A 15,161-nucleotide genomic window follows, 5' to 3' on the forward strand; every position below is an offset into this window, starting at 1 on the left:
CGGCCCGCCGCTCGTTTGATCAGATCGAGGGCGGGTAGCCGGGATCGGCGTCAAGCAGTCGGCGCCCCGTGTCCCGACTGTCCGAAGGCGGCCCCACTGTGAACCACAGCTCGTTCGACAGCGCGCTCCGCGACGTCCTCGCCTCCATCCGGGCGACGTCCGGGGCAGACCTGGCCGTGCGGTCGGAACACGCCCGCCGCTGCCTGGCCACCGCCGTCGCCAAGGCGGCGAGCGCCCCTCGGCAGGCGCTGGAGCACGTCGCCGCCGCGGACGAGCACCTCGAGTACGGCGAGCTGACCGACGCCCGCACGAGGCTGATCGCGGCCCGGTCCCACCTGCGCGGCCTGCGCCTCGTCGCGGCCCGCGCCTGAGCCGGCCGTGACCCTCGCGGCGGAGAGCCCCGAGTCGCTGATCGTCGACCTGGCGATCGAGCGGCAGGTCGTCCTGCCGGCGCTGCGCGACTGGGTGCGCGGCGCCCTCGACGGCCTCGGCGCCGAACACTGCTACGACGTCCAGCTCGTCGTGACCGAACTGGCGGCCAACGTCCTCGACCACACGACCGGCGCGGGGCGCCTGCGGCTGTTCCGCGGCGGCGGACCGTGCCGGGTGACCGTGGAGGTCGACGACCAGTCCGCGGTCCGGCCGAGGCGCGGGCGGTCGCGGCTGGGCGGGCACCGGGGGAACGGGATGGCGCTCGTCGCCGGGCTGTCGAGCGCCTGGGGCGCGCGGCTCGGGCTGAGGGGCGGCAAGACGGTGTTCGCGGTGGTCCGGTGTGGCACGGGCGGGCTGGTGGCGCGGGAGTGCGGGCTCGCCGGGGTCTAGGGACGTGGCCCGCGCTCGGTGAGTTGGGGCGTGTGGTGGGCTGGTGGCGTGCAGGGGAGTGGCGGCTCTTGAGCGCGTGCCGGGCGTGCCACAGCGCTTGCCACCCCGGCCTCGCGTTCTAGCCGATCGGCACCGGCACGTCCGCGTTCGCGGGCGGCAGCGTGAAGCGGATCGTCGTGCCCGCACCCGCCTCCGTGTCGAGCCAGATGCGGCCGCCGTGGTGCTCCACGATCTTGCGGCACATGGACAGCCCGATGCCGGTGCCGGGGTACCGGTCCTTGGTGTGCAGGCGCTGGAAGATGACGAAGATCCGTTCCGCGTACTGCTCCTCGATGCCGATGCCGTTGTCGCGCACCGAGAACACCCACATGCCGTCGGCGTCGGGCTCCGCGTCGATCCGCACGTGCGGCGGCTCGTCGCCGTGGAACTTCACCGCGTTGCCGATCAGGTTCTGGAACACGCTGGCGAGCAGCCGGGCCTCGCCGCGGATCTCCGGCAGGTCGCCCACCTCGACCTCGGCGCCGGACTCCTCCAGGGCCTGGGCCAGGTTGTGGCGTGCCTCGTCGACCAGGTCGGCCGCGGGGACGACGACCTGCTTGTCCCGCATCCGGCCCACCCTGCTGAACGCGAGCAGGTCGCTGATCAGCAGCTGCATCCGCTTCGCGCCGTCCACGGCGAAGTCGATGTACTGGGTGGCGCGGTCGTCGAGCTGACCGCGGTAGCGCTTCTCCAGCAGCTGGCAGAAGCTCGCGACCTTGCGCAGCGGTTCCTGCAGGTCGTGCGAGGCGACGTAAGCGAACTGCTCCAGCTCCACGTTGGACCGCCGCAGCTCCTCGGTGGCGGCGTCCAGGGCGCGGTTGCGCTCCTTCGCGTGGTCGAGCTCCTCGACGATCCGCGTGCGCATCGAGTCGACGTCGCGGCCCAGCGCCCGCAGCTCCTGCGTGCCGTCGGCGACCACCGTGTGCTCGAAGTCGCCGCCCGCCACCATGTCGACGTGGGCGCGCAGCCGGGTGAGCGGCCGCACGACGTACCAGAGCAGTGCGGCCACGCAGGCCAGGACCGCGACCAGCAGCACCGCCAGGGCGACCACGCAGGTGACCGCCATCCGGCTCGCCGAGTCGTTGAGGGCGGCGCGGCCGTTCGCGCGCTGCACCGCGAGCTCGGTCTGCAACGTCGTCAGCGCCGTGCGGACCTCGTCGAAGCGCCGCTTGCCGATCGCCTCGTCCGGGACGGGGGCGCCGGTGCGGACCGCGGCGATCACCGGGTCGGCGTACTCGGTGCGCCAGTTCGTGAGCGCGGCGTCGAGCGCTCGCACGTACTCGGCCACCTCCGGCGTGTCGAGCACCGTGACCGTCTCGCGGGCGGCCGCCTGCCGGTCCAGCCCGTTCTCGTACGGCTCCAGGAAGTCGTCGCTGCGACTGAGCACGTAGCCGCGGACGCCGTTCTCCTGGTCGACGATGTCCGTGCCGAGCTGCTGCGCGCTGACCACGGCCGGGCCGACCACGTCGAGCAGGCGCGAGCGGGCCTGGGACAGCTCGCTGATCGCCAGCAGCACGGCGGCGGTGGCCGCGAGCAGCACCACGACGAGCGTCGCCGAGATCCAGACCGACCACCGCTTCAGCGAAGGTCCGTCAGCGGCGGCGCGGGAGGTCGGACCCCCGTGCATCGAAGCCTCCCCTGGTACGACGCGCGAGCGCCCTGTTCACCACACGATGAGCCGCGCAATCGTAGGACCACCACGGCGCGGGCCACGCAGGAGGGCGGGGTCGGCGACCCCCGCTCCGAGCGCGACCGGCCACTGTGGAGGGTGGTCAGCGGGCGCGACGAGGAGCGGGAGGGACGGCCGGGGCGAGCCGCAGGGCCTGCTCGACGTCCGGGTGGATCTCCAGGACGTCGCCCAGCCCCGCCGCCGTGAGCGGCCGCAGCACCATCCGGTGGGTGGCCACGATCCGCAGGGGGATGCCCGACGCGGCGGCGAGCCGGTGGTGGGTCAGCAGTTCGTTGATGCCGGCGGAGCCGAAGAAGGTGACCTCGGACAGGTCCACCACCACCGGGTGCGGCGGTGTGGCGACCGCGAAGGCGACGCGCAGCTCGTCGTGCAGCGCGGCCACGGTGTCCTGGTCGACGTCTCCGCTCGCTCGCACGACCACGGAGAGCACGCACACTTCGCGTTGGACGTGCAACGGCAGGTGGGAGGTGGTGAACACGGCGCAGTCTCCTCGCCCCTCGGGATCCGGCTCGGGATTGAAGGACGCAGCTGCTTCGCTCAACTGCTCACCTCGAACCTTAGCCGGTGAAACGACGAAAAGCACCCGTGCGGCGCCCACGTCCGGCTCCTTCCGTAGCTAAAGCGTTGTAGACACCGGTTCCTGTTGCGTCTAGGTTAAGCGCCGGTCAAGCAACTAAAACGCTTAAGTTCGGAGGGTGATGTGACGGCGAAACGCAGGACAGTGCTCGGAACCGTTCTCGCGCTGGCTCTCTCCGCCTGCGGTGGAGGTGGAGCGGAGGACGCGCCGGTGGTCGCGGTCCCCGGCGACCCCGCGAAGGTCACCGGGGCCATCACGGTCCTCACCAACCGGACGGACCAGGTGCAGGACGGCACGACGAAGCGGTACGCCGACGAGTTCGCGAAGGTTTACCCCGGCGTGAAGGTCGAGTTCCAGGGCCTCACCGACTACGAGGGCGAGGTCCGGATCCGGATGAGCGGCGAGGACTACGGCGACGTCGTCCTCATCCCCGGCTCGGTCGACTCCAACCAGTACCCGCAGTTCTTCGCCCCGCTGGGCACCTCGGACGAACTCGCCGCGAAGTACGACTTCACCGACCGCGCGACGGTGGACGGCAAGGTCTACGGCCTCGCGAACATCGGCACTGCGGGCGGGTTCGTCTACAACAAGGCGGTCTGGCGGCAGGCCGGCGTCACGGACTGGCCGAAGACCCCCGCGGAGTTCCTCGACGCGCTCCGGGCGATCAAGACGAAGACCGGCTCGACCCCGTACTACACCAACTACAAGGACGGCTGGCCGCTCACCACCTGGGGCAACGCGCTCGGGTCGCCGAGCTGCGACGCCGCGGCCAACGACAAGCTGGCCGAGACCAAGGACCCGTGGGGACCGGGCAGGGACCTCCACGTCGTGGACACCCTGCTGCACGACATCGTCCACAACGGACTGTCGGAGGCCGACCCGAACACGACGAACTGGGAGAACTCGAAGAACCTTGTCGCCACCGGCGAGATCGCGACCATGTGGCTCGGGTCGTGGGCGGTGGTCCAGATGCGCGCCGCCGCGACGAAGGCCGGCCGTGACCCGCAGGACATCGGGTTCATGCCGTTCCCGGCCCAGACCGGCGGGAAGTTCTGTGCGGCCGTGCGGCCCGACTACCTCTACGCGATCAACAAGCACAGCAAGGCGAAGGAGGCCGCGCGGGCGTGGATCGACTGGTTCATCGGCAAGTCGGGTGACGCCCAGCAGTCGCTGTCGATCTCGGCGGTCAAGGGCTCGCCGCTGCCGGAGAGCCTCAAGCCGTTCGAGGACGCCGGGGTCGAGCTGGTGCGGCTCGGCTGGGCGAAGAACAACCTGGTGAGCCAGATCGACAAGGCCTCCGAGGTCGGCCTGGGCGCCAAGGACTACCCGCAGCGGATCGTCGACGTCGCCAGGGGAGCGGCGCCGGGAGACCTCGTGGGCGTGTTCGCCGACCTCAACAAGAGGTGGGCCGAGGCGCAGGGCGAGATCGGCTGACATGTCCCGATCGCAGCCCCAGCGCCAGGCGTGGCTCTACCTGCTCGTCCCGCTCGCGTTCCTGGTGGCGTTCACCTACGTGCCGGTCGTCAGCATGGTGGTGCACAGCTTCACGGACTGGGACGGCCTGAGCCGCTCCCGCGACTTCGTCGGCGCCGAGAACTACGTCGAGCTGTTCACCCGGCCGCAGCTCTTCCAGGTCTTCGCGGTCAGCCTCTTCTACCTCGTGGGCGCCCTGCTGCAGACGGTGCTGGCGCTGTACCTCGCGACGGTGCTGAGCTTCGGCACCCGGCTGGGGAACGTGTTCAAGGGGATCTTCTTCTTCCCGTACCTGATCAACGGCGTCGCGATCGGGTTCGTCTTCCTCTACTTCTTCCAGCCCGGCGGCACGCTCGACTCCGCGCTCGCGGTCCTCGGCGTGCAGCCGCGGCTGTGGCTCGGCGACCCGGACCTCGTCAACACCTCGCTCGCCGGGGTGTCGGTCTGGCGCTACACCGGGCTGACCCTGGTGCTGTTCCTGGGCGCCATCCAGTCGATCCCGCCGCACCTGCACGAAGCGGCCACTTTGGACGGAGCCAGCCGGTGGCAGCAGTTCCGCCACGTGATCGTGCCGAGCATCAAGCCGATCATCAGCCTGTGCGTGATCCTCGCGGTGTCCGGCGCGCTGTCGGTGTTCGAGATCCCGTTCGTCATGACCGGGGGAGCGAACAACAGCGAGACGTTCGTCATCCAGGCGATCAAGCTGGCCTTCACGTTCAACAAGGTCGGCCTGGCCTCGGCGGCCGCGGTCGTGCTGCTGGTGATCGTGCTGCTGGTGACCTGGCTGCAGCGCACGCTCGTGCCCGAAGAGAGGGTCGAGCACTCGTGACCGCACGGCACGCGCTGGCCGCGTTCCTCAAGTACCTCAGCCTGGTGCTCGCCTCGGTCGCGGTGGTCCTGCCGCTGCTCGCGGTGCTGCTGACGTCGTTGCGCACCAGCGAGGAGGCGAGTGCCAACCGCAACCCGCTGGCCGCGCCGGCGAACTGGCTCAACCTGGACAACTTCGCCATCGCGTTCACCGACGGCAAGATGGCCCTCGCGTTGTGGAACACGACGTTCATCCTGGTCTTCGCCCTCGCCGGCACCGTGCTGATCGGCTCGATGACGGCGTACGCGGTCGACCGGTTCCGGTTCCGCGCCAAGAAGCTCGTGATGGCGCTGTTCCTGGTGGCCACGCTGGTGCCGAGCGTGACGACGCAGGTCGCGACCTACCAAGTGGTGAGCGCCCTGGGCGTCAACGGCACGAGGTGGGCGCCGATCCTGCTCTACACCGGCACGGACATCGTGGCGGTGTACGTGTTCCTGCAGTTCATGCGCTCGATCCCGGTGGCGCTCGACGAGGCGGCGCGGATCGACGGCGCCGGCTCGCTGACGATCTACTGGCGGATCGTGCTGCCGTTGCTGCGGCCCGCGATCGCCACCGTCGTGATCGTCAAGGGCGTCGCGATCTACAACGACTTCTACATCCCGTTCCTGTACATGCCCTCGGACAAGCTCGGCACCATCTCGACCGCGCTGTTCCGGTTCAAGGGCCCGTACGGCGCGCACTGGGAGGTCATCTCGGCGGGCACGGTGCTCGTCATCCTCCCCACCCTGATCGTCTTTCTCGCGTTGCAGCGCTTCATCTACAGCGGCCTCACCACGGGAGCCGTCAAGTGACCAGCTCAGGAGACATCGTGACCAGGACCGAGCTTCACCAGGGGTGGACCGTCCGCGCCGTCGGGGAGAGCCGGATCGGCGCACGGGTGGTGCCCGCGGCCGTGCCGGGGTGCGTGCACACCGACCTGCTGGCGGCCGGGCTCATCCCCGACCCGTACCTCGACGAGAACGAGTCGAAGCTCGCGTGGATCGGCCGCGCCGACTGGCGCTACGAGACCGTCTTCCAGTACAGCGCGGCCGAGGACACGCAGGTCGAGCTGGTGTGCGACGGCCTGGACACGGTCGCGCGGATCGAGCTCAACGGCCAGGAGGTCGCGTCCACGTACAACATGCACCGCCGCTACCGGTTCGACGTCCGCGCGGCGCTGCGGGACGGGGAGAACCACCTGGCGGTGACGTTCACGAGCGCGCTGGAGCACGCCGAGGACCAGGAACGGCTGCTCGGCGCGCGTCCGCACGTGAACTCCCACCCGTACAACATGATCCGCAAGATGGCCTGCAACTTCGGCTGGGACTGGGGTCCCGACCTCGTCACCGCCGGGATCTGGCGGCCGCTCGCGATCGAGGAGTGGCGCACCGCCCGCATCGCCGCCGTCCGCCCGCTCACGAGCGCCGACGGAGTCGCGGACGTCCACGTCGAGGTGCGGCGGACCGGTGGTGGACCGCTGACGGTGCTCGCCCGCATCGGCGAGCACGAGGTCCGCGCCGAGCTGCCGCCCGGGTCCGACGAGACGGTGCTGCGGCTGGAGCTCGACGACGTCGAGCGGTGGTGGCCGCGCGGGTACGGCGAGCAGAAGCTGTACCCGCTGGAGGTGGCACTGTCCACAGGGGACACCTGGCGCGGCGAGGTCGGGTTCCGGACCGTCGAGCTGCTGACGGACGCCGACGTGCACGGCACCGAGTTCACGTTCCGGATCAACGGCGAGCGGATCTTCGTCAAGGGCGTCAACTGGATCCCGGACGACTGCTTCCCGCACCGCGTCGACCGCGCTCGCCTGGCCGAGCGGTTCGACCAGGCGCTCGGTGCCGGCGTGAACCTGCTGCGGGTCTGGGGCGGTGGCATCTACGAGTCCGACGACTTCTACTCGCTCGCCGACGAGAGGGGACTCCTGGTCTGGCAGGACTTCCTGTTCGCGTGCGCGGCCTACCCGGAGGAGGAACCGCTGCGCGGCGAGGTCGTCGCCGAGGCGAGGGACGCGGTCACCCGGCTGGCCGGGCACCCGAGCCTGATCGCCTGGAACGGCGGCAACGAGAACATCTGGGGCTACCACGACTGGGGCTGGCAGGAACTGCTCGGCGAGCGGTCGTGGGGGATCGGGTACTACACCGACGTCCTGCCGAAGATCGTCGCCGAGCTCGACCCGAGCCGTCCGTACCTGCCGAGCAGCCCGTACTCCGTCTCCGCCGACCTGCACCCGAACGACCCCGCCCACGGCTGCACGCACATCTGGGACGTCTGGAACGACCGCGACTACACCGCCTACCTCGACTACGAACCGCGGTTCGTCGCCGAGTTCGGGTTCTGCGGCCCGGCCACCCGGACCACCGTGACCGAGGCGATCCACGACGAGCCGCTCGCCCCGTACGGCCGGGGCATGACCGCGCACATGAAGGCCGAGGACGGCAACCGCAAGATCGCGCGCCGGCTCGCCGAGCACTTCCCGGACGTGCGGGGGTTCGACGACTGGCACTGGGCCGCGCAGCTCAACCAGGCGCACGCCGTGAGCACCGGGATCGAGCACTTCCGGTCGCTGTGGCCCAAGTGCTCCGGCACGATCCTCTGGCAGCTCAACGACTGCTGGCCGGTGACGTCCTGGGCGGTCGTCGACGGCAGGGGCAGGCGCAAGCCCGCCTGGTACGCGTTGCGGGCCGCCTACGCCCCGAGGCTGCTGACGATCAAGCAGGACGCGGTGGTCGTCGTGAACGACACGGCGGAGCAGTGGGCGGGGGAGGTGCGGGTCCGGTGCCTGCGGCTCGACGGGGCGCAGGAGGCCGAGGCGGTCCTGCCGTTCATCGCGGGCCCTCGCGCGGCGCTCACCCTCGCCCTGCCGGTCCGGCTCGCCGACGTGGTCGTGGCCTCGGCGGGCGACGTCCGCTCCGTCGCGTTCTTCGGCGGGAACGCCCTGCCCGCACCGGTGTTCGACGCCGGAGCGCGTGCCGTGGAGGGCGGCTACCGGGTCACGGTCACCGCCCGGTCGGTGCTGAAGGACCTGACGCTGCTGGCGGACGACTGCGAGGTGGACCGCGGCCTGGTGACCCTGCTGCCGGGGGAGACCGCGGTGTTCGAGGTGCGGACCTCCGCGGCGTTCGCGCCGAAGTCGTTGCTGGCGCCGGACGTGCTGCGCAGTGCCAACCAGTTGCGGGGGTAGGTCAGCGGCGGGGCGGTGCCGTGCTGGAGCGCGGCACCAGCCGCGGCGCCGGCACCTCCACGCTGCGCTGCTCCACCTCGCCGTCGAGCGCGACGAGGTCGAGCATGAGCCGTGCGACGCGCGCGCCGTACGCGGCGACGTCCCGGGCGAGCGCGGTGATCGCGGGCCGGATCACCTGGCATAGCTGGGAGTCGTCCCAGGCGACGATCGACAGGTCGGCCGGCACCGACAGCCGCATCTCGTCGGCGACGGACATGCCCGCGACGGCCATGATGCTGTTGTCGTAGAGGATCGCGGTCGGCCGGTCCGGCGAGCTGAGCAGCTTGCGGGTCGCTTGCGCGCCCTGCAGGCCGGTGTAGTCGGTGTGCACGACGTCGATCCGCTCGAGTCCGCACGTCGTGGCGGCGTCGCGGAACGCCTCGTCGCGGCGCCGGGTGTGCAGCAGGCCGGGCAGGCCCGCGATCCGGCCGATCCGGCGGTGGCCCAGCGCGGCGAGGTAGCCGACGGTCTCGGCGGCCGCGGCCGCGTCGTCCGCCCAGACGTGCGGCAGCGAGCCCACGTCGGCGGGGCCGCCGACCACGACGGACGGCAGCTTGAGCTGCTCCAGCAGACCGACGCGGGGGTCGTCGCCCTGCAGGTCGACCACGATGACCCCGTCGACCCGGCGCTCGCCCCACCAGGAGCGGTAGACCTTGAGCTCGGCGTCCGCGTCCGCGACCACCTGCATCATCAGCGCGTATCCCGGCGTCGCCAGCACCGACTCGATGCCGCTGACCAGCTCCATGAAGAACGGTTCGACGCCCAGCGTCGTCGCGGGGCGGGGGATCGCCATGCCGATGACGTTGGTCGTGCCGCCGGACAGCACGTGCGCCGCGCTGTTGCGGTGCCAGCCGATCTCGGTCGCCGCGGCGAGGATCCGCTGCCGGGTGCGGTCGGACACGCCAGGCCGTCCGTTCAGCGCGAACGACGCGGCGCTGATCGACACCCCCGCACGCTGCGCGACGTCCGAGATCGTCGGCCGCTTCACGCGAACCTCCTGGTCAGCCGGAAGACGCCAACATAGCAGCGCGGGTGATCAAGAGGGCGCAGGCCGGGTGGTGAGCTTAAGCGTTTCACCTTACGTCTACCTGCTGTGGTGTTCTGGGACCGTTCCCATAGACTCACACGGTGAAGTGACCGAGTGCGAGGGGTGGTCCGCCGGGTGAGCCAGAACGGGTCGATCGACCGCAGGGTGACCATCAAGGACGTCGCCGCGCGTGCCGGGGTGTCGACGTCGGCCGTGTCGATCGCCCTGCACGACCGGCCGGGCGTGTCCGCGACGACGAAGGAGCGCATCCTCGCCGTCGCGCGGGAGCTGGGCTGGCGGCCGAACCTCGCGGCGTCGTCGTTGTCGGGGCGCGGGATCCACACGGTGGGCCTCGCGATCGCGCGGCCGGCGCGGCTGCTCGGCCTGGAGCCGTTCTACATGGAGTTCATCTCCGGCATCGAGAGCGTGCTGAGCCGCCGCTCGTGCTCGTTGCTGCTGCGGCTGGTGGACGGTGACGAGGAGGTCGACGTGCACCGCGAGTGGTGGCAGGGCGGCCGGGTCAACGGCAGCATCCTCGTCGACCTGCACGTGGACGACCCGCGCATCCCGGCACTCGCGGAGATCGGCGTGCCCGCCGTCGTGGTGGGCCACCCGAGCCTCGCCGGCCCGTTCACCTCGGTGTGGACCGAGGACGCGGAGGCGATCACGGAGGCCGTGCGGTACCTCGCGGCGCTGGGGCACCGGCGGATCGCGCGGGTCAGCGGACCGCCGGAGCTGGGGCACAGCGCGATCCGCACGGCCGCGTTCGCCGAGGTGGCAGGCGAGCTGGGGCTGGAGGCGCGGACGGTGGTGGCGGACTTCTCGGCGGACCAGGGCAGCAGGGCCTGCCGCACGTTGCTGCTCTCGCCGCACCGGCCGACCGCGATCGTGTTCGACAACGACGTCATGGCCGTCGCGGCGCTGGGCGTGGCCGCGGAGTTCGGCCTGTCCGTGCCGGCCGACCTGTCGCTGCTGGCCTGGGACGACTCGCAGCTGTGCCAGCTCACCCGGCCGACGTTGTCCGCGATGCAGCACGACGTCTTCTCGTTCGGCGCGCAGGCGGCCGGGGCGCTGTTCGACGTGATGACGGGCGAGCCGCCGCGCGAACGCCTGGTGCACGCGCCGCGGCTAGTGCCCCGTGCCTCCACGGCGCCGCCGCCTGATAAATCGCTTTAGTTGAAGCCTTGCTCATCCTGGACAACGTCTACAGCTGGCCGCTAGCTTGCCTCTAGTTAAACGCTTTAGTTGCTGGCTTCGCCGCCGGGAGCCGTCTCAGGCCATGAGGAGGAGCGAGTGCGACACGCAACTCGGTACGGCGCTGTGCTGAGCGCCGTCCTGACATTCCTGGGCGTTCTGGTCGTGGTGTCACCGCAGGCGCGGGCTTTCCCGCCGTCCACGCGGCAGAACGTGATCAACTACCTGAGCTCGATCACCGGGCGGTACGTCGTCTCCGGGCAGCACAACAAGGAGCCGGCGAGCAACCCCGGCCAGTACACCCAGCAGGTCAAGGACATCACCGGCCAGTACCCCGGGCTGTGGGGCGGCGACCTGATGTTCCGGCCGGAGGACGTCGCCAACCGGCAGCGCGTGGTCGACCAGGCGAAGACCGAGTGGGCCAACGGGTCGCTGGTCGCGCTGACGTGGCACGTCTGCACGCCGACCGGTGGCAGCACCTGCCAGTTCGACGGCGGGGTGAAGACGCAGATCAGCCAGGCGCAGTTCACCGAGGTCGTCACGAACGGCACCGCGCTCAACACCGCGTGGAAGCGCCGCCTCGACGAGGTGGTCCCGTACCTGCAGCAGCTCAAGGCGGCGGGCGTGCCGGTGCTGTTCCGGCCGTTGCACGAGATGAACGAGGCGTGGAACTGGTGGGGCAACCGGCCGGGTCCCGAGGGCAGTGCGAAGCTCTTCCGCATCACGCGAGACCACCTCGCGGGCAAGGGCCTCGACAACCTGATCTGGGTCTGGAACGTGCAGGACAACCCCGCGGGCAACTGGGCCGCGTACTACCCCGGCGCGCAGTACGTCGACGTCGTCTCGCTCGACGTCTGGTACAAGGGCCTGCCCAGTTCCGGCGACTACCAGCAGATCCAGTCCATCGCGAACGGCAAGCCCATCGCACTCGCCGAGACCGGCAAGGTGCCGACCCCGGCGATGCTCGACAGCCAGACCCGCTGGAGCTACTTCATGGTGTGGTCGGAACACCTGCGCGGCAACAACACCCCGGCCGAGGTGCAGGCGGGCTACTTCCACCCGCGCACCCTCAACCAGGGCGAGTTCACGGTTCCCGCACTGTCCACTGCGGACGGAGCCGTCACGGGCCTGGGCGGCAAGTGCCTCGACGTCGCGGGAGCGGCCCCGGCGAACGGCACCCAGGTCCAGCTCTTCACCTGCAACGACACCGCGGCCCAGCGGTGGGCCAGCGGGGCTGGCACTTTGCGCGCGCTGGGCAAATGCCTTGACGTGCAAGGCGGGACGAACGCGGACGGCACCCGCGTCCAGCTGTGGGACTGCAACGGCACCCCGCAGCAGCAGTGGACCCCCGCCGGCCAGACCCTGGTCAACCCGGCCACCGGCCGCTGCCTGGACGCGCGGGGCCAGTCGAGCGCCGACCTCACCCCGGTGCAGATCTGGTCCTGCAACGGCCAGACCAACCAGCAGTGGCGGTTACCGGGTTCCTGCGCGGTGGGCGAGAGCAAGGTGCGCGTGTCCGGCCACGACGTGACGGTCTACGTGCCGCGCGGTGTTCGCCCCAACGCGCCCCTGGTGCTCAACCTCCACGGCACCGGCAGCACCGGAGCGGGCCAACTCCACTACAGCGACATGAAAGCCTCCGCCGACACCCACGGCTACGTGGTCGCCGCACCGGACGGCGCTCTGGCGAGCGGGTCGGGCCGCGCGTGGAACGTGCCCGGCTTCGCGGGACAGCCCTCGGGCCGCGACGACGTGGCGTTCCTGGACCAGGTGATCACCACCCTGACCGCGCAGTGCGCCGACCCGCGCCGCGTCTACGCGACGGGCTACTCGGGCGGCGGCCGCATGGTCTCGGCCTACGCGTGCGCGCGCCCGGACCGGGTGGCAGCGATCGCCCCGGTGGCCGGGTTGCGCGCCGGTCGCCCGGATCCTGCCGACACGTCCCGGCCGGATGCTTCGGCCTGCAGGCCCGGACGTGCGGTGCCGGTGGTCGCGTTCCACGGGCGGCAGGACGCCACCAACCCGTACGACGGCGGTGGCAACGCGCAGTTGTGGAGCTATTCGGTGCCTTCGGCGCAGCAGCGCTGGGCGGCGATCAACGGGTGTGCCGGTGCTCCGGTCGTCGCGACCGTGAGTGCGCACGTCACCTCGTCGTCGTACCGGTGCGGCGGCGATGTCGTGCTGTACACCGTGTCGGACGGCGGCCACACCTGGCCGGGGACGCCGAACGCGTCGGTGGGGAACGGCAACACCACGCGTGAGATCAGTGCGAACGCCTTGATGTGGCAGTTCTTCGGCCGGTACGCGCTCTGACGGCGGTGGGCGGGGTTTCGCCGCGCTCGGTCGAAACCCCGCCCATGGCGTCAACCCGGGATGTTGCGCGGGTCGCTGCTGCGCGGGTAGGTGTTCTTCTCGCCGATCGTGCCGTCGAGGTTGCGGATGATGTGCTCGACACCGCGTTCGATGGCCATCTCGCGGCCCTTGGCGACCGCCTCGTCCTTCGTGTCGTGGGTGCTGGACGCCTGTGAGTTGCCCTCGATCTTGTTCTTCCAGGTGTCGTTCTCGTGGTAGGTCTCGACGTCGCCCTGCACAACTGCCTCCCTGCTCCAGTAGGTGTGGTGGAGGGGTGCCCGGACACGGGATCTTCGACACCGCGTGTGGCGAGTCCGCGAAATCGGAACCCGGGAGTTCTGGTCGTGCCGCGCCCCGTTGTCTAGGGTGTCCGCCATGGTGCGACCACGGCGGGTGACGGCCCCCGCCGTCGCGCTCTCGGTGCTGCTCGTGTTGTCCATCGCCGCCTGGATCGGCGGCGACGCGGTCATCGACCGGCTCACCGCCACGCGCTGCACGGACCCGGTCAGCGTCCACGTCACGGCGGCGCCGGGGGTGGCTCCGGCGCTCACCGAACGGGCGGCGAACCTGGACACGGGCGACGACTGCTACCGGGTCGAGGTCAAGGCCGAGCCCGCGCGGGACACCGCGGCGCTGCTGGCCGGGGGTGGCGAGTCGCCGTCGGTGTGGGTGCCCGAGTCGACCATGTGGTTGCGGCAGGCGCGGGACTCCGGTGCGTGGAGGGTGCCCGAGGCCGGTGTGTCGGTGGCCCTGTCGCCGGTGGTTCTCGCGGTGAAGGACACCGGCAAGGGCAAGAACTGGCGCGAGCTGATCGGACCCGGTGCGAAGGCGGTGGCGGGGATCGCCGATCCCGCCAAGGATCCGGCGAGCCTGTCCGCGTTGCTCGCGATGCGCGGGTTCACGGCGAAGGAGTCGGCGGCCGCCGCCGTCGCGACGATCCGGCCCGTGTCCGGCGACTACTCCGAGCGGGCCGACGACCTGTTCGGCCGGCCGCTGGACGTGTTCCCCACCTCCGAGCAGGCGTTGGAGCGGCACAACTCCACTCCTGGCGCGGCGAGGCTGACCGCGGTCGCCGCCGAGGAACCCGTGCCGCCGCTGGACTTCCCGTACGTGGTCCTGCCCGACGCGGGGGAGGCGCAGCGGGCCGGCGCGGAGAAGTTCCTGGCGCACCTGCGGTCCGGGACCGACTTCACGAAGTTCGGGCTGCGCGCGCCGGACGACAAGGCCGCGACGCTCGACCAGAACGTGGTGGACGAGACCTTGCGGTTGTGGAGTGGGCTGACGTTGACCGCGCGGGTGCTCGGCGTGCTGGACGTGTCGGGGTCGATGAACCAGATCGTGCCCCGGACGGGCACCACGCGGATGGCACTGGCCGTGGCCGCGGCCGAACGCGGGCTCGGGTTGTTCAAGCCCGGTACGCAGATCGGGCTGTGGAAGTTCTCCACCGGGCTGGACGGGCCGAAGGACTACAAGGAGATCATCCCGTTCGCGTCGGTCAAGGAGCACCTCGCGAACGGGCAGGCGGTCGCCGCCGTCCGGGCCACGCGGGCGACCGCGAACGGGGCGACCGGGCTCTACGACACCACCCTCGCCGCCTACCAGGAGGCCCGGAAGAACTGGGAGCTCGGGCGGATCAACATCGTCGCGATCATGACCGACGGCCGCAACGAGGACCCGGACTCGATCAGCCAGCGCCAGTTGCTCGACGAGCTCGCCAAGCTGCAGGACAAGCGCAGGCCGTTGCCCGTCATCGCGATCGGCATGGGGCCGGACGTCGACGTGGACGAGCTGACGCGGATCGCCGACGCGACCGGCGGCAAGGCCTTCACCACCGTCGACCCCGCCGGCATCAGCGACATCTTCGCCCAGGCGCTCAGCACGATGCTGTGCCAGCCACCCGCCTGCCGTCCCCAGTAGACG

General features: G+C 70.9%; 13 protein-coding genes. 9 read left to right on the forward strand and 4 right to left on the reverse strand.

Translation table 11 applies throughout. The features are described 5' to 3' along the window. Nucleotides 1-68 precede the first annotated feature (68 nt). Both ABZX02_RS01010 and ABZX02_RS01015 read left to right on the forward strand, forming a co-directional pair. Nucleotides 69-371, forward strand: a complete 303-nt coding sequence (locus ABZX02_RS01010) for a hypothetical protein (protein WP_355294037.1) — start codon at nucleotides 69-71, stop codon at nucleotides 369-371. A 7-nt stretch (nucleotides 372-378) separates the two neighbouring features. Further along, nucleotides 379-822 carry an ATP-binding protein gene (locus ABZX02_RS01015; protein ID WP_355294038.1) on the forward strand — a complete coding sequence of 148 codons (444 nt, stop codon included), beginning with the start codon at nucleotides 379-381 and terminating at the stop codon, nucleotides 820-822. A 118-nt stretch (nucleotides 823-940) separates the two neighbouring features. Here the strand turns inward: ABZX02_RS01015 and ABZX02_RS01020 are convergent, their stop codons facing one another. Further along, a complete protein-coding gene (locus ABZX02_RS01020) occupies nucleotides 941-2,488 on the reverse strand; it encodes an ATP-binding protein (RefSeq protein ID WP_355294039.1) in 1,548 nt (515 codons plus the stop codon). Nucleotides 2,489-2,633: 145 nt separating this feature from the next. Next, on the reverse strand, nucleotides 2,634-3,029 hold the full coding sequence (locus tag ABZX02_RS01025) for an STAS domain-containing protein (RefSeq protein ID WP_355294040.1): 396 nt from the start codon (nucleotides 3,027-3,029) through the stop codon (nucleotides 2,634-2,636). 243 nt (nucleotides 3,030-3,272) lie between these two features. Between ABZX02_RS01025 and ABZX02_RS01030 the strand changes: the two genes are divergently transcribed. From ABZX02_RS01030 to ABZX02_RS01045, 4 genes are read left to right on the forward strand one after another with little or no spacing between them, the layout of a single operon-like run. Next, on the forward strand, nucleotides 3,273-4,562 hold the full coding sequence (locus ABZX02_RS01030) for an ABC transporter substrate-binding protein (protein WP_355294041.1): 1,290 nt from the start codon (nucleotides 3,273-3,275) through the stop codon (nucleotides 4,560-4,562). 1 nt (nucleotide 4,563) lies between these two features. Then, a complete protein-coding gene (locus tag ABZX02_RS01035; protein WP_355294042.1) occupies nucleotides 4,564-5,430 on the forward strand; it encodes a sugar ABC transporter permease in 867 nt (288 codons plus the stop codon). After that, a complete protein-coding gene (locus tag ABZX02_RS01040; protein ID WP_355294043.1) occupies nucleotides 5,427-6,260 on the forward strand; it encodes a carbohydrate ABC transporter permease in 834 nt (277 codons plus the stop codon). Before ABZX02_RS01035 ends, ABZX02_RS01040 begins: the two co-directional genes overlap by 4 nt. A gap of 17 nt (nucleotides 6,261-6,277) precedes the next feature. Then, nucleotides 6,278-8,629 carry a glycoside hydrolase family 2 protein gene (locus ABZX02_RS01045; RefSeq protein ID WP_355294044.1) on the forward strand — a complete coding sequence of 784 codons (2,352 nt, stop codon included), beginning with the start codon at nucleotides 6,278-6,280 and terminating at the stop codon, nucleotides 8,627-8,629. Between the two features lies 1 nt (nucleotide 8,630). On the opposite strand, the gene ABZX02_RS01050 is transcribed toward ABZX02_RS01045, so the two are convergent. Further along, complete coding sequence (locus ABZX02_RS01050) at nucleotides 8,631-9,656, reverse strand: LacI family DNA-binding transcriptional regulator (protein ID WP_355294045.1); 1,026 nt, start codon at nucleotides 9,654-9,656, stop codon at nucleotides 8,631-8,633. A 174-nt stretch (nucleotides 9,657-9,830) separates the two neighbouring features. On the opposite strand from ABZX02_RS01050, the gene ABZX02_RS01055 reads away from it, so the two are divergent. Together ABZX02_RS01055 and ABZX02_RS01060 are read left to right on the forward strand one after the other, a co-directional pair. Then, nucleotides 9,831-10,871, forward strand: coding sequence for a LacI family DNA-binding transcriptional regulator (locus tag ABZX02_RS01055; RefSeq protein ID WP_355294046.1), 1,041 nt, complete (start codon nucleotides 9,831-9,833; stop codon nucleotides 10,869-10,871). A 117-nt stretch (nucleotides 10,872-10,988) separates the two neighbouring features. Then, nucleotides 10,989-13,202 carry a glycosyl hydrolase gene (locus tag ABZX02_RS01060; RefSeq protein WP_355294047.1) on the forward strand — a complete coding sequence of 738 codons (2,214 nt, stop codon included), beginning with the start codon at nucleotides 10,989-10,991 and terminating at the stop codon, nucleotides 13,200-13,202. A gap of 50 nt (nucleotides 13,203-13,252) precedes the next feature. Here the strand turns inward: ABZX02_RS01060 and ABZX02_RS01065 are convergent, their stop codons facing one another. Beyond that, a complete protein-coding gene (locus tag ABZX02_RS01065) occupies nucleotides 13,253-13,480 on the reverse strand; it encodes a DUF2188 domain-containing protein (protein WP_355294048.1) in 228 nt (75 codons plus the stop codon). A gap of 136 nt (nucleotides 13,481-13,616) precedes the next feature. On the opposite strand from ABZX02_RS01065, the gene ABZX02_RS01070 reads away from it, so the two are divergent. Next, nucleotides 13,617-15,158, forward strand: coding sequence for a substrate-binding and VWA domain-containing protein (locus ABZX02_RS01070; RefSeq protein ID WP_355294049.1), 1,542 nt, complete (start codon nucleotides 13,617-13,619; stop codon nucleotides 15,156-15,158). The last annotated feature ends 3 nt before the right edge of the window (nucleotides 15,159-15,161 follow it).

This window comes from Lentzea sp. NPDC003310 (assembly GCF_040610935.1).
GTDB lineage: Bacteria > Actinomycetota > Actinomycetes > Mycobacteriales > Pseudonocardiaceae > Lentzea.